Source organism: Acinetobacter sp. YH1901134 (assembly GCF_013416965.1).
Classification (GTDB): Bacteria; Pseudomonadota; Gammaproteobacteria; order Pseudomonadales; family Moraxellaceae; genus Acinetobacter; species Acinetobacter amyesii.
This window is the reverse complement of the sequence record NZ_VPEW01000004.1, coordinates 1-15,096: the sequence shown is the minus strand read 5'-3', so window position 1 is coordinate 15,096 and position 15,096 is coordinate 1. Positions and strand designations below refer to the sequence as shown.

The following is a 15,096-nucleotide window of genomic DNA, read 5'->3' as shown; positions in this document are numbered from 1 at the left end:
CCCATCTGTCATTGGTACCTGAGAGCTTTGGTTCCTTGCGAAGCAATGTGAACCTTCCCCTTCGGTGAGTAGATCCGGCCTACTTCTCTCCAGATTTTTTATATGATTACAGTCCTTTTGCCTGAGAGTTTCCTGGGGGAACTTGCTCCTTCGGCGAGCACAATCTGTGCTTCTCTCCTGCAATCATCCTTTCGTTTTTTATTTCGCATTCTTATTGATATTGCCTTAGTTAGATATGAGCAATATTTGTACCAAATCTCAAGTCCTATTTGGGTCAATATTGTTAAATATTATTTTTATATCGATTTAAGTTGTTAGGTTATAAATTTAAAATCATTTTTCCTACACCTAAATACTTCATCTTTAAAATAAAGGTTTAAAATATTAAATGAAATTTATAACTAGAAAGATTGAAGCTTTATGTCGGATTCTACGCTTTTCTCTCGCTTTGCATCTGTGATCAAAACACATTCTATTGAAGAATTAACCCAAAGTGATTTACTCCTTCTTAAGACTCTGGGGCCTGTTCAAAGTTTTTATGCACCATTCGAGGCCATAAATCATGATGCAAAAGTGGTCATCGTCGGCATCTGCCCAGGCCAACAACAATGGCGTAATTCATTAATCGCAGCGAAGGACGGCTTAGAACAGCAATTATCTGAGGAAAACATTCTTAAACTTGCCAAGAATAGTGGCGCTTTTAGCGGCCCTATTCGTAAAAATTTAACTCAACTGCTAGATCATATTGGATTACACAATCAATTAGGCATACAGACCACTGCTGAGCTATTTAGCAATCATCAAGATATAGTGCAAATGTGCTCGGTTTTACAGCAATGCATTTTGGTCAATGGAAAAAATTATGCTGGCTCAACACCCGCAATGCTAAAAAATGAATTATTAAAACAACATATTGATGATTATTTTATTCCTATGGTCCAACAGCTTCCTAACGCAATTTATATCCCGCTAGGCAAAGGTGTAGATGAGGTTTTAAATTATGTAAGCAGCTTAGGCTATTTAAATGATCAACAGATTTTAGCTGGACTTCCCCATCCATCAGGTGCAAATGCCGAACGGATCAAATATTTTTTAGGTGAAAAACCACGTGAACAATTATCTCGACAAACCAATCCCGAGCAGATTGATAACGCGAAATCACAGATTTTGCTTAAGATATCTAAATTTCTATGAAGTTCGCTTAACATCACTGAAAAATATTATTTATTTGAATATCAACCACTTATATCAAAGCAGTGCTCGAACAAAACTAGAAAAGTGTGATGTATTTTACTTTTTTGTTTTTCTGTGTGAATATGCGCCAAAATAAATATTGCTCATAAAAATAACACTAACATGGAACAACACATGAAAAATTATTTAGTTCTAGGATTTACACTCCTACTACTCACAGGTTGTATTACCGTACCTAAAAATAAACCTGAAACAAGAACCTTGAAGCTAAATGGTGTGAATACCGTTGAAAACAGCAAAGTGATCCAACGAACCATTACTCGGGGTCAGTTACTATGTGAAGCTGGGCAAAAATGTCCTGAACTTGCAATTGATTGGCAAAAAAACAAAGGTGAGTATGCACTTTCACTGCATTCTTATGATCAACAGCAGCTTGATATGAGTGAAATATCTTTTGTGATTGACGGCAAAGTTTTGTCTTATCCTGCAATTGGTCAAACAAATTATCGTCGCTTAGATAATTCAAATGTGATTGATTCTTCTAATACCGTGATGATCCCAGATGCTGTGCTTAAACAATTTCGGGACGCAAAAAATATTGCTGTGATAATGAATACCAACCAAGGTGAAATCGCACACTATATGTTAAAAAACCAAAAATCTTCAGATGCCTATCGACTATTTTTACGTGCTTATTCTTAAGCTCAAATAGTCTAAAATAAAAATACCAAAAGTTAGTGTATGTTTTCTTTTGGGATTTTTTATTCATCTCGCTTTATAAATTGATCAAATACATCACATGATCTTTATTTTATTCGTTTAATTAATTGTTTAATTGTCAGTTCATATATCGGTTGACCCACCTCTAGATGAAGAGGATAGGCTTGATTTTCATCTGTTATGTTATAGCCACGTCGTTGATAATATTTTATTAATTCTAAACGCCGATCAATCACATACATCACAAATTCTTCAACATTTGGTTCCATCAACATCGCTTGTTGTTCTGCAAATTGCAATAATTTTTTCCAAAGCCCTAAGGTTGCTCATTTGGATGAATTGCAAAATGACCAATTTCACAGCTCATACCCTGCATTTGAATACCAATACACCCCATGATCTGAGTATTTTACGATTCCATCACATATAGATGAAAATCCTTTTTTTGTAAGAGTTGACTGAGTTGAGAGACATTTATTCGATTTCCTCGAACAATATGATGTTCCGTGGTCCAGCTCTTGGGATGATTCTCTCGATAGGCTGTATTCATTAAGCTTTCGAGCTGCTGAATATCATCAAGTAAAGCATGTCTTATATTCATATTTTTTATCTATTTATTTTCATAGGCCTATTTTACTGAAATAAAAAAACCAGACAATTGTCTGGTTTTTTTAAAGCAATGTGCTCATCAGTGTGACTTACTAACGCTATTCACCAACAGCATCGGAACAAAAAGCAGTGCTTTGTTATTTATCCTCTGTGACTCGCTAACGTTACTCACCAAATCGCGTTCGGAACAAAGCAGCGCTTTGTTATTTATCCACTGTGACTTGCTAAAGCTATTCACTAACCGCGTTCGAAACAAAGCAACGCTTTGTTATTTATCCACTGTGACTCGCTAACGCTACTCACCAACCGCGTTCGAAACAATACAGCGCTTTGTTATTTAGCCTCTGTGACTCGCTAACGCTACTCACCAACCGCGTTCGGAACAAAGCAGCGCTTTGTTTCCTCACTTGGGTTCAATTGGGGCAAATGGAGCGACAACATCCGCATTTTGTGCACGGTTACGCATGAAGTGATCCATAAGCACAATTGCCAACATCGCCTCTGCAATTGGTGTCGCGCGAACACCAACACAAGGATCATGGCGACCTTTGGTCAACACATCAGTATCTTCACGATTAATCGTAATGGTTTTACCCGGCGTAGTAATGGATGCTGTTGGTTTTAAAGCAATCGCAACACGAATGTCCTGACCACTCGAAATACCGCCCAAAATGCCGCCAGCATGGTTTGCCAAGAAACCATCCGTAGTTAACTCATCACGGGTTTCATGACCAAACTGCTCGGCAACACCAAAGCCATCACCAATTTCAACACCTTTTACAGCGTTGATGGACATCATAGCATGTGCAATATCTGCATCTAAACGATCAAATACAGGCTCGCCCCAACCAACTGGCACTTGCGTCGCAATAATTTCCAGTTTTGCGCCACAGCTCGTTCCTTGTTCACGAAGTGAAGTTACGAGAGCCTCAAAACGTGGGACAGCATCTGCATCACCACAGAAAAATGGGTTATTCGGAACTTCATTCCAGTCCAATTTCTGTGCTTTTTCGGTACCAATTTGGGTTACATGACCACGAATTTCGATGCCAAATTTCTCAAACAAGTATTTTTTAGCAATCGCCCCCGCAGCAACACGCATCGCAGTTTCACGAGCACTCGAGCGACCACCACCACGATAATCACGGAAACCATACTTATGTGTATACGTATAGTCTGCATGACCCGGACGGAAGGTTTGCGCAATGTTGCCATAATCTTTTGATTTTTGATCTGTGTTACGGATCAAAAGACCAATCGATGTACCGGTTGTTTTGCCTTCAAATACGCCTGAAATAATTTCAACTTCATCGGGTTCTTTACGCTGAGTCGCAAACTTAGATGTGCCCGGCTTACGACGATCCAGATCCTTTTGCAAATCGGCTTCAGTCAGTTCAATACCCGGTGGAACCCCATCCACAATGGCCATCAGACCAACGCCATGAGATTCACCACAAGTCGTTACACGGAAGAGTTGCCCTATACTATTACCTGCCATGTCAAACGACTCCTTATGCTTGAACAGATTGAATGAATAAATCTCGGTATTCGCGGCATTGAGCAGCAGTCAATGCAAAGATACCTGTACCGCCTTTTTGGAACTGTAACCAATAAAAATCAACGGTATTGAAGTTTTGACGCATTGCCCATTCTGAGTTACCCACTTCGATCACAATTAAGCCATCTTCAGTCAGGTAATCTGCAGCTTGTGCCAACATTTTACGGACAAGATCCAAACCATCTTGACCCGCAGCAAGCGCCATTTCAGGTTCATGGTGGAATTCTTCTGGTAAATCTGCCATGTCTTCAGCATCCACATACGGTGGATTCGACACGATTAAATCATATTGATTCTCTGCTGGAATTTTGGCGAATAAATCAGACTCAAGTAAAGCCACTTGATATTGTTTATTGTGGTGTTCACAGTTAATTTGTGCCACTTCAAGCGCATCTTTAGATAAATCTGTTGCATCAACTTCAGCGTCTGGGAATGCATATGCTAAAGCAATCGCGATACAACCCGAACCCGTACACATATCTAAAATGCGCTGAGGAGTTTTTGGATTGGCATTTTCAGGTAGATTATTAACTGCAGCACCCATTTCGCCATTTTCACCTAAGCAATATGGCGCAAAACGGTTTTCAATTAACTCTGCAATTGGAGAACGTGGAATCAGTACACGTTCATCGACATAAAATGGCTTACCAAAGAAATACGACAAGTTAAGTAAATAAGACGTCGGAACTTTTTCATTAATACGACGTTCTAATAATGTTAAAAATTCTGCAACTTCACTTGGCAATAATTTCGCATCTAAGATTTCCGCATCTGCATTCCAATCTAGAGATAACGTTTGTAAAACCAATGCTGAGCTTTCAGCAAAATAGTCTTCTGTACCTTGTCCTAAGTGGGCATCATATTGACGTAAAGCTGTTACCCCAAAGCGGATATAATCACGAATTGTAGATAGGTTTTCAGCTGCTTCCTGTAAATGTTCAGGGCTAATAGTCGGTCGATCCACTTAAGGCGTCTCCAGTTCATAATTTTTTAAACGCCCTATGATACCTTGTTTTAATGCTATTTATAATAAAAATACGGCATTATTCACCGCTTGAAAGCATTTCATAACCGTATATATGAGGTCTGATACATTCGCTGAAATGAAATGTGTACTTTATGCCTTTCTTCAGCATTCTATAAAACCTAATAGATAAAAATTACGAATAAAAACCAATTCAAGCTCAAATGTTTAGCAATTTGTACTTGATCCCAAGCTTTAATTTTATAAAATCATCCCCATACAAACAGTTAAATTTTAAATGCGGAGCTCCAATGAGCTATAAGCACAATAACCTCATGGCTATGCGTCAGAGCTATTGGGAAGACACTCAGTCTTTAAATGTGCAAACTGAAAAGGCATTTTTTCAGCAACTACTGATCGAACATCAAGTTTTCCCTGATGCGAGTCTAGAAAACGCACGTACCCTATTTTTTAGCTTACCGAGCATTATTATTGTCAAAGGTTATGCTGCCGGATTTAAAGACGAATCTGTCCAACATCTCATTCATCAACATATTGAAGAACATAAAGCCGCATTGATGCAAAACGATACGGTAAAAATCAAATATCGTTTATAGTTTTCTTTCCAATGTACCTGTCTACGCGGCATCTTGGTTAAGTTTGCAAATGCTTACTGCATATTCAGTAAGTTGAACTATTTTAATACGTTAAGAAACGTTAAAATTAGCTACAATGTATTTTTCTGCGAATTGCTGATTAAAGGATTTAATTTACATGTCAGATCAGAACGATAAGCTCAAACACTTGAAAACGTCTTCTATGGATCGACGCTTATCTATCGCAAAGGCATCGCTACTTGCGGGAACTCGTTGGGCAGCATCAAACGCTACTTCTATTTTTTCGAGTGAAGAAGAAAAAGAGAAAAAGCGTAAAAAAGCCATGAAAGATCAGGCTGAATATCTCGTCGCAGAAATTGGTAAATTAAAAGGTTCGATTGTAAAAATTGGCCAAATGATGGCGTTGTATGGTGAACATTTTCTGCCTGAAGAAATCACCCAAGCCCTCAACACCTTGAACAATCAAACAGTTGCATTGGCATGGCCAGCCATTAAAGTCCAATTACAAAATCAACTTGGCTCAAAACTTGATGATCTCGTGATTGATCATGAGCCACTTGGTACAGCTTCTTTGGCACAAGTTCACCGTGCAAAACGTAAATCTGATGGTTTAGAACTGGTTTTAAAAATCCAGTATCCGGGTGTGGCAGATGCAATCGATTCGGATATGAATCTATTCAAAAACATGCTCAAACTGACACGAATGGTTCCTCAAACCCGTGAATTTGATCAGTGGTTTGATGAAGTTCGTGAAATGATGCATCGTGAAGTAAATTATAAAATCGAAGCAGATACCACTCGCCGTTTTGCTGCACGCTTAAAAGAAGACCCACGCTATATCGTGCCGCAAATCATTGAAGGTTATTCAACACCTCAAGTGCTGTGTATGACCTTTGAACGTGGTGTGCCGATTAATAGCCCTGTAATGCTATCACTTCCTCAAGAGCGCCGTAATGCCTTAGGTGAAGCATCACTTGAAATTGCCGTACGCGAAATTTTTGAATGGGGTGAAATGCAAACCGACCCTAACTTCGGAAACTATTTGGTCCGTTTAGGCAATGGTGCGGATGTGCCAGATAAAATTGTTCTCCTCGACTTTGGTGCGATCCGTCAGTTCGATGAGCATCTATTAGGCGTTGCGCGTAATTTGATTACCGCGGGTTACCATCACAGCTCTGAGCAAATGGTCAAAGCGATGACAGGTTATGAGTTCTTTGATGGTATTCCACAAAGTATTAAACCTGATATGGCTAAAGTCTTTTTGTTAGCGACAGAGGCATTTAGTAGCACTGAAAATAACCCAAACATCCCTGCTGGTGTTATGGACGAACAACAACGCTATGACTGGAAAAAAAGCCAATTACATAGCCGTGTGATGCAACAAGCGTCAAAATCGATGGCATCTCGCTACTTCTCAGTTCCACCTAAAGAGTTTATGTTTATCAGCCGTAAATTTATCGGTGCATATACCTTTATGACCGTCATTGAAGCAAAAACCAATGTTCGTCGTATGATTCAAAAATATCAATAATCATTCAATACAGACCTTAAAACTTGGCTGACTCAAATGTCAGCCAAGTCAATTTTAAAATAAAAATCCTTTTAAGCCTTTTTACTTTTCTATTCTTAATTAATCATTTAGCTATCGAATCCCACCTAATCTCGCCGTTTATCTTTGACTATCATGCATGTCATTTATGACATGGTTTTTCTATCTTTGGCATGTCAGCATTAAATAAGAACAACGCAAATGGAAAACAACAATGACCAATATGGTAAACAAGGCTCAAGGATTTGGGCTCTCACTTTTAACTAAAATTGCCGGAAGTGATCTACTCGATCAGTTTAAACTGCGCAAATTTGTTGAAAAATCTTTGTATCAAAGCTCAAAAGCTGGTTTTAAAACCCTGAGCCAGACACAAAAAGCATTTCAGACCAACAAAGGTGTGCAAAAGCAACGTTTGCCAAATCAACAAAAATCATTATTTGATTTAAACCTGACTGAAGAACAGCAAATGACTGCTGATGCGATGCAGCAGTTTGCCACAGAAGTCTTGTATCCACTTGCTCATCAAGCCGATCAAGAGGAAACATTTCCAGAAGTGTTATGGCAACATATCCAAGATCTAGGTCTAAATTATTATGCCTTACCTGAAGATTTGGGTGGCGTCGCGGCAGAAAAAAATATCATTAGCAATATCTTAATTGCTGAACAATTGGCTGAAGGTGACTTTAGTTTAACAGCAGGTTTACTGTCGACATTTAGCTGTATCAATGCCATCACCCAATGGGGTTCAGAATCTGTTCAAGCAACCTACTTAGCGGCATTTGCAGATGATTCAGCCCTACGTGCAAGCTTTGCAGTTCAAGAGGCAACGGCGGCATTTAATCCTTATCAACTTAAAACTCAGGCGATTGCAGATGGCCAGCAGTATAAAATCAGTGGAGAGAAAACCTTAGTCCTTTTAGGTGAACAGGCAGATGTGCTCTTGGTGAGTGCCATGCTCAATGGGCAGCCTGAAGTTTTTATTGTGCAACGTGACCAGAGCATTAGCGCTAAAAAAACACCAGCTATGGGTTTAAAAGCAACTGAAACGGTAACTTTAAAATTTGATCAGACCCCTGCCCAACGCTTAGGCGATCAAGATTTCAATTACACCTCATTTATCGATCTTGGCAATTTAATGTGGTGTGCCATGGCTGTTGGTACCGCAACTGCAGTCAAAAAATATTGCATTGAATATGCAAACGAGCGTACAGCTTTTGGGGAGCCAATTTCGCACCGTCAAAGTGTGGCTTTTATGATTGCAGATATGGCAATCGAAATTGATGCCATGCATATGCTCATCCTCAATGCAGCAAGTCTAGCCGAAGCCGGCAAACCATTTCATCGTGAAGCCTATTTAGCCCGCGTGCTATGTGCTGAAAAGTCGATGAAAATTGGGACCGATGGCGTGCAAATATTAGGTGGTCACGGCTTTACCAAAGAACATCCCGTAGAACGTTGGTATCGAGACTTACGTGCCACAGCGATTCTTCAGTCTGGCTTACATGCTTAATTCAGCAAAATAAAAACAAGGAAATGTCCATGAACTTACAAAATCCGAAAAAATTTAAATTGCTGATCGACCAAGCCCATGAAGTTGCTTTAAATGTTCTACGTCCTATTTCACGTAAATATGACAAAGCCGAACATGCCTATCCGAAAGAATTAGATATGTTATCTTCCCTCGTCGACGGTATGAATGATGGCGGTGATGGCATGAATGCAGGTGCCGACGTCAATAAACGTGGCGACACAGACACAGGAAATAAAAACGGTGTCAATATGTCGACAGCACTCAGTATCATCGAGATGTGCTATGGAGATACAGGCCTGTTGCTCAGTATGCCTCGCCAAGGGCTTGGCAACTCAGCTATTGCAGCAGTAGCTAATGATGAACAACTAGAACGCTTAAAAGGAACTTGGGCCGCTATGGCCATTACAGAACCCAATTGCGGCTCTGATTCAGCAGCAATTCGGACAACAGCGACGAAAGATGGCGATGAATACATCCTCAATGGTGAAAAAATCTTTGTCACCTCGGGCGAACGTGCTGATTCAGTAGTTGTTTGGGCAACACTAGATAAAAAATTAGGTCGAGCAGCGATTAAATCCTTTGTTGTTGAAAAAGGTACACCAGGAATGACTGTAGAACGCCTAGAACATAAATTGGGTATTAAAGCTTCTGATACTGCTGCCATTAGTTTTGTAGATTGTCGTGTCCCTGCTGCAAACTTATTAGGCAATGCTGAAATTGATGTAGCAAAGGGTTTTGCTGGGGTTATGGAAACTTTTGATAATACTCGCCCACTCGTTGCTGCGATGGCTATAGGCTGTGCAAAGGCATCTTTAGAGCGAATTAAAGAAATCTTTAAAGATGAATTAGACGAACAGTATTCAACACCCATCTTACAAAGTTCGAATATTGCTGCACAAATCTACCGTATGGAAGCAGACTGGGAAGCAGCACGTCTACTCATGCTCAAAGCCGCATGGATGGCCGACAACAAAAAACCTAACTCACGTGAAGCATCCATCGCTAAAGCAAAAGCAGGCCGTGTAGGTAATGAAATCACATTAAAATGTGTAGAGCTCGCAGCTGCAGTTGGTTATAACGAAGATGAATTATTGGAAAAATGGGCACGTGATTCAAAAATCCTTGATATATTTGAAGGAACACAGCAAATTCAACAATTAATCGTTGCACGACGTGAACTGGGTAAAAGTTCAAGCGAATTAAAATAATTACTTTGCTTGAGCAATTTGAAACTTAAAGATGGATTTTTATATAGGATCAGTCTATAAAACAATCCATCTTTTTGTTTTTCGATGATTATGTTTCAGATCCGACCACTTCAACTTGAAGACAATGCAAGCATTGCCAATGTCATTCGCACAGTTTCCAAAGAATTTGGATTAGCACCTGAATCAGGATTTGCCGTTGCAGATCCAATTTTAGATGATTTATATCACGTCTATGCGCAAGCAAATGCACAATATTGGGTTATTGAAAATCAACACGGTACAATTTTAGGTGGTGGCGGCCTTTCTCCTTTAGCTGGAGATTCAAGCATTTTAGAAATCCAAAAAATGTATTTTATGCCTGAATTACGTGGTCATGGCTTAGCCAAAGATATTTTAGAACTTTGTTTTCAATTCGCCAAAAATCATAATTTTAAAGCGTGTTATTTAGAAACTACACATACACTTGGACAAGCGGTAAAACTCTATGAAAAAGTAGGATTTCAACACTTACAAGCTCCCATGGGCAATACAGGTCATAGCCAAGCATGCGAAATTTGGATGCTTAAAACACTTTAAATTATTCTTAGATTCCATTCATACCTCTGAAAAAAGTTATAGCTTTTTCAAATAGGGATATTTCATGAGTGGATATTCTAGTTTTTTATAACTAAAGTTCTCGGGATTTGAATGTCCCCACAATCTTAATAAGTACCATGTCAAGAGAGAAATACTGACACAAGTAATGCTATCTGTTTTTCTCTCTTCACTTAGACAATCATGTAATTTGAGTACATTCCCATCAATTTTTACAATTACACTGTATAGAGCAACTTAAGAAAATATTGACCTCTAAGTCTCCAATTCATACTATCGCTTAAAGAAATTACACTTAGCCATGATTATTTTAAAGTGAACATAAATGCAGAATGTACTGAATAAAACTCGCCTTTCAACTCGTCTTTCGTCGCTCCTAAGCGCACACAGCTTAAAGTTTTCAACTGTTATTATATCTGTAACCCTGATTTCTGGATGCTCATCACTCGGTGGTGGCTCTGTAGAAAAACGTGCCATTAAACTTTCATCAGGGATACAAAAGGCCTATTCAGTCAATCCTGAAACTGCAAATCGAGTGTCCCCCTACATTGTGCAAACTGCTGATCAATATAACTTAGATCCTTTACTACTGGCTGCTGTTATTCGCCAAGAATCAACTTTCCGCCCTTATGTCAGTTCACCTGCAGGTGCTGTCGGTTTAACTCAGGTGATGCCACGTTATTGGCAAGCAACATGCCCTGGGGATTTATATGACGAATTCACCAATATTAATTGTGGGTCATTTATTTTAACTAAATATAAAAATGCCGCTGGCAGCATGCCAAAAGCTTTAGCCTACTATAATGTCGGACCTACCGCTTATAACACCAATCGAAAAATGAAAAAACAAGGCAAACGTTATGCAAAACAAGTGAAACAACATCGAAATAATTTAAAAAGTGCATTGTAATAAAGTACAGTTCAATCCTATTGACCTAGGATTGAACTTTTAACATACATCACAAATATTTGAATTTAATAGACTTATATCACAAATATAGATTTTGGAATAATATTATATAATGTATTTTAATGAGCAATAAACAAACAAACAGCACAGATATTTAATACTTATTTCATCTTATACAATCGTTTTTGTATATTAAATTAATGAAATAATACATTAAATCTATTAATAAAAAAACTCTTATAAAACAACAACCTTAATTGAATTTCATATACAACAATTCTATAAAAGGTTTAAATATTCTACACAATCCTACAACTATTAGCAGCCAAGAATCGTTTAAAGACCATTTTTACTTTATTTATTATTAACAATAATCAACCAGCTGATTTTTTTAGCATTGTTTATTCATTATTTTTAGCTAATATCATATAGGTCAGTAAAACTATATTACTGATTAACATATAATTTATTGGGGTTAATAATGGCCAAATTATCTTTAAACGCTTTAACAGACATTGACGGTTTTATTGCTGCAGCTTTGGTTGACAGCGAAAGTGGCCTTGCTATGGCGACACAAGGCAATAACGACATCGATTTAGAATTAGCTGCTGCTGGTAATACTGAAGTTGTACGCTCAAAGCGTAAAGTTGCCAAAGCGTTGAATTTAAATGACTCTATTGAAGACATTCTAATTACTCTGGGTAAACAATATCACTTAATCCGCCCACTCGACTCAAATGAAGCATTATTTCTTTACCTTGTATTAGACCGTAGTAAATCAAACCTTGCTATGGCTCGCCATGAACTTAAACATTTCGAAAAAGAATTAGATTTTTCTTAATTTAAAGTTGGGTTATTTCACCAGAAATAACCCAGTTTTTCTGGACCATTTCGTGAATAGCACATTATATATTTCTGTCTTTGGCTTAAATCTAAATGTTATCAATGACATTAAATCTATTATTTCAAATAAGCTATCTGAAACTTTTACTATTCATTGGACAAACATTGCAGATTCAAAACTCCAAGTCCTATTAATCAATGATGACTTTATCGACCTGCCGAATATAAATAAAATAAGGCACGAAGCTTTAATCATACTTAAACTTAAAAAAAATGAATTGAAAGCAAATCAAATCGAACACGATACCCTGTTTTTACCCCTAACAAATACCAATCAATTTGAGCATTGGTTAGAGCATTCAGTTGCGTTAAGGTTCCGAGACATTAATCCTGTAAATGTGTCCAATCCTATTGTTGTTCAAGACACAAAACCTAAATTAAATGCACTCCAGATCTCACAGGCTTTTAAAGATTTAAATAAACATCAACGTCAACTATTGCTTTTAGATCAAAAACCAATCGCACTCATTGATAACTTAAGCAATGAGTTTTGGATAGAACAAAATATACAAATCACACAAAATTCTGAAATCACACTCATTCCAGCAGATACAAATACAGTTGTTGCTTTTAAATATGGGTTGGAATCAATAAATTTACAGCATGGATTATGGCAATTTGTTTGGGATTACGTAGATGGTACTCCCCCCAATTACACAAGCCACTATAAACTTTTGCATTGGCCACAGCCTATACATTGTGCTGAGCGACAATCACTATTGAAAATATCCGCTTTTTTTATGGAAGGTAGTTCTACTCAATATATTGCTGAACAAATACATTTAAGCCAAAACTTTATTAATCGTTATTTATTTGCATGCCACATAGCTCAAATCATAGAAGAGATACCGGCCATGGCGAGTGTATATCATAGCCAAAAAACAGCTCAAGAATCTTCAAATCCACTACAGAGTTTTTTCCGTAGTCTTCGAAAAAAATTAGGAATCTAAAATTTCATTATGATTTTACAGCAATACAAGATCGTATTTGCCGGAACGATGGGTGCCGGAAAAACCACTGCTATTCAAAGTATTTCTGATATTCCTGTACTGAGTACAGAAGCGCTTAATACTGATCAAAATGCGCATCAAAAAATGTTGACTACTGTTGGAATCGATTACGGTGAACTTACTCTCGCCGATGGTACTAAACTTGGTTTATATGGTACACCTGGCCAAGAAAGATTTAACTTTATATGGAATACCATTTGTAACGGCGCGATTGGTACAATTATTTTGATTGATCATACACATGACCATCCAATTCAGCAGCTGAATGATTATTTAAATTATTTTTCTGAAAATAATGAAAACATCATCATCGCCATTACACATTTAGACAGTACGCAGTATAAATCCACCAAACTTTATAAAGAATGGCAGGATTCACAACAGATACATCACCCCATTTTTTATATCGATGCTAGAAATAAAAAAGACATTCTTTTTATTCTAGAAGCACTTATTGCAAAAGCCGAAGTTCAACTTTCAATCTAATGAAGATATTATGAATACAGCAATTCGTACAACACGTTCAGCACCACTACAGCTTATTAAACAAGCACATAAACTCATGAAGGAGTTAATTTCTGATGTGTCCGGTGTTGAATATATGATGTTATGTTCAACTGATGGTTTTGAATTAAAATCTATAGAAAAGAAAAATATTGAAAATTCTGGAAAACTTGCAGCTGTAAGCAGTTCAATCTTAGCAATGGTTCAAGCTTTTACTAACGAAATTAATTTAATTGGTTGTAGAACCCTTACATTAGATGCTGAAAATGGTAAAGCATTACTCACAGCGATCTCTCACCCTCAACACCCCATGATATTAGTTGTCTTGACATCAAAAAATGTATTATTAGGGCAATTATTATATTCTTTAAAAAGAGTGAGTAATGAACTAAGCGAATATCAACTGTCAAATACATTCACCTAGTCCAATTCAATTTATTTCATCGATTCACGCATTTTATCTTCATCAAAATATTGTGCAAATGATGCAATACGTTTTTCAACAACTGGATTTTTCATCAGGTTCTCAGCTGCACGATTCCCCAATAGTTCAAATGCTTTACCCAAAGCATTTGTTCCTTCATTTTCTGTAACAGCTTTGATTTCAGCATTACAACGTTTAGTAAATAAATCTTGAAATAAATTTGCCATATTTTTATCAATCTTTTGCATCTCAGCGGACGTCACTTTACTATACTTAGAAATTTCTGGATGTGCTGAAAATGCCAAATAGATCCAAGCCGTTAAGTTCTGACTCTCTTCTTCTGAAATTTTATTTACCAAACATTCACTTAGTTTATCCTGATACACACCAGCTGTAGTATTTAAAGAAACAAATGCAAATAAAACTATAGTTAATAATTTTTTTAAAAACATCTTAAATACCCTATATATTATTAATGAAACAAACGATTTTATTATATTGATTTATTACACATTTTCATTAGCAAAAGATTTTAAAATGATATAGATGGATTGAGCATTTTAATTTTATTTTCTTTAAATATCTCTCGTTTTCCTATTTTGTGCTTTTGCTTTTCTTCCTATTTCCCTTTCCCTCACGCATAAAAAAACACCCCCTGAGATATCAGGGGGTGTTTTCGAATAATGAGCTGGCGATGACTTACTCTCACATGGGTAACCCCACACTACCATCAGCGCTAAGAGGTTTCACTTCTGAGTTCGGGAAGGGATCAGGTGGTTCACTCTTGCTATTGTCGCCAGC

At 37.5% G+C, this 15,096-nt stretch carries 17 protein-coding genes, 1 rRNA gene and 1 riboswitch; of the genes, 12 read left to right on the top strand and 6 right to left on the bottom strand.

Going from position 1 to position 15,096, the window contains the following annotated elements; genetic code table 11:
- Positions 1-99: 99 nt before the first annotated feature.
- Positions 100-190: riboswitch (glycine riboswitch) on the bottom strand.
- Positions 191-420: 230 nt separating this feature from the next.
- The gene (locus FTV50_RS03985; protein WP_180023580.1) at positions 421-1,194 is read left to right on the top strand and encodes a hypothetical protein; all 774 of its coding nucleotides are present in this window, start codon (positions 421-423) and stop codon (positions 1,192-1,194) included.
- Between the two features lie 174 nt (positions 1,195-1,368).
- Entirely contained in the window at positions 1,369-1,896 is a 528-nt protein-coding gene (locus FTV50_RS03980; protein WP_180023579.1) for a hypothetical protein, read from the top strand.
- Between the two features lie 104 nt (positions 1,897-2,000).
- Here FTV50_RS03980 and FTV50_RS03975 read toward each other — a convergent pair whose 3' ends face one another.
- The 4 genes from FTV50_RS03975 to prmB all read right to left on the bottom strand — a co-directional run bounded on the left by FTV50_RS03975 (position 2,001) and on the right by prmB (position 5,045).
- Positions 2,001-2,213: a hypothetical protein gene (locus tag FTV50_RS03975; RefSeq protein ID WP_180023578.1), complete on the bottom strand. Its 213-nt coding sequence runs from the start codon at positions 2,211-2,213 to the stop codon at positions 2,001-2,003.
- Between the two features lie 110 nt (positions 2,214-2,323).
- A complete protein-coding gene (locus FTV50_RS03970; protein WP_180023577.1) occupies positions 2,324-2,515 on the bottom strand; it encodes a hypothetical protein in 192 nt (63 codons plus the stop codon).
- Positions 2,516-2,926: 411 nt separating this feature from the next.
- Positions 2,927-4,021, bottom strand: a complete 1,095-nt coding sequence (gene aroC, locus FTV50_RS03965) for a chorismate synthase (protein ID WP_180009499.1) — start codon at positions 4,019-4,021, stop codon at positions 2,927-2,929.
- A 13-nt stretch (positions 4,022-4,034) separates the two neighbouring features.
- Positions 4,035-5,045 (bottom strand): 50S ribosomal protein L3 N(5)-glutamine methyltransferase, encoded by a 1,011-nt coding sequence (gene prmB / locus FTV50_RS03960; RefSeq protein ID WP_180023576.1) that lies wholly within the window; start codon positions 5,043-5,045, stop codon positions 4,035-4,037.
- 311 nt (positions 5,046-5,356) lie between these two features.
- On the opposite strand from prmB, the gene FTV50_RS03955 reads away from it, so the two are divergent.
- The 10 genes from FTV50_RS03955 (at position 5,357) to FTV50_RS03910 (ending at position 14,295) form a co-directional block, all read left to right on the top strand.
- Positions 5,357-5,662, top strand: coding sequence for a hypothetical protein (locus FTV50_RS03955; RefSeq protein ID WP_078191029.1), 306 nt, complete (start codon positions 5,357-5,359; stop codon positions 5,660-5,662).
- Positions 5,663-5,819: 157 nt separating this feature from the next.
- A complete protein-coding gene (locus tag FTV50_RS03950; protein WP_180005577.1) occupies positions 5,820-7,193 on the top strand; it encodes an AarF/ABC1/UbiB kinase family protein in 1,374 nt (457 codons plus the stop codon).
- A 241-nt stretch (positions 7,194-7,434) separates the two neighbouring features.
- The gene (locus FTV50_RS03945; RefSeq protein WP_180023980.1) at positions 7,435-8,721 is read left to right on the top strand and encodes an acyl-CoA dehydrogenase family protein; all 1,287 of its coding nucleotides are present in this window, start codon (positions 7,435-7,437) and stop codon (positions 8,719-8,721) included.
- A 29-nt stretch (positions 8,722-8,750) separates the two neighbouring features.
- Positions 8,751-9,950: an acyl-CoA dehydrogenase family protein gene (locus FTV50_RS03940; RefSeq protein ID WP_180023575.1), complete on the top strand. Its 1,200-nt coding sequence runs from the start codon at positions 8,751-8,753 to the stop codon at positions 9,948-9,950.
- Between the two features lie 90 nt (positions 9,951-10,040).
- A complete protein-coding gene (locus FTV50_RS03935; RefSeq protein ID WP_180023979.1) occupies positions 10,041-10,526 on the top strand; it encodes a GNAT family N-acetyltransferase in 486 nt (161 codons plus the stop codon).
- Positions 10,527-10,869: 343 nt separating this feature from the next.
- Complete coding sequence (locus tag FTV50_RS03930; RefSeq protein ID WP_180023574.1) at positions 10,870-11,454, top strand: lytic transglycosylase domain-containing protein; 585 nt, start codon at positions 10,870-10,872, stop codon at positions 11,452-11,454.
- Positions 11,455-11,935: 481 nt separating this feature from the next.
- On the top strand, positions 11,936-12,295 hold the full coding sequence (locus FTV50_RS03925; RefSeq protein ID WP_078193877.1) for a hypothetical protein: 360 nt from the start codon (positions 11,936-11,938) through the stop codon (positions 12,293-12,295).
- A 52-nt stretch (positions 12,296-12,347) separates the two neighbouring features.
- A complete protein-coding gene (locus tag FTV50_RS03920; protein ID WP_180023573.1) occupies positions 12,348-13,307 on the top strand; it encodes a hypothetical protein in 960 nt (319 codons plus the stop codon).
- Positions 13,308-13,316: 9 nt separating this feature from the next.
- Complete coding sequence (locus FTV50_RS03915) at positions 13,317-13,853, top strand: ATP/GTP-binding protein (RefSeq protein WP_078193879.1); 537 nt, start codon at positions 13,317-13,319, stop codon at positions 13,851-13,853.
- Between the two features lie 10 nt (positions 13,854-13,863).
- Entirely contained in the window at positions 13,864-14,295 is a 432-nt protein-coding gene (locus tag FTV50_RS03910; RefSeq protein WP_180023572.1) for a roadblock/LC7 domain-containing protein, read from the top strand.
- A gap of 11 nt (positions 14,296-14,306) precedes the next feature.
- Here the strand turns inward: FTV50_RS03910 and FTV50_RS03905 are convergent, their stop codons facing one another.
- Both FTV50_RS03905 and rrf read right to left on the bottom strand, forming a co-directional pair.
- Positions 14,307-14,747 carry a hypothetical protein gene (locus FTV50_RS03905; protein WP_180023571.1) on the bottom strand — a complete coding sequence of 147 codons (441 nt, stop codon included), beginning with the start codon at positions 14,745-14,747 and terminating at the stop codon, positions 14,307-14,309.
- 234 nt (positions 14,748-14,981) lie between these two features.
- Positions 14,982-15,096, bottom strand: a 5S ribosomal RNA gene (gene rrf, locus FTV50_RS03900).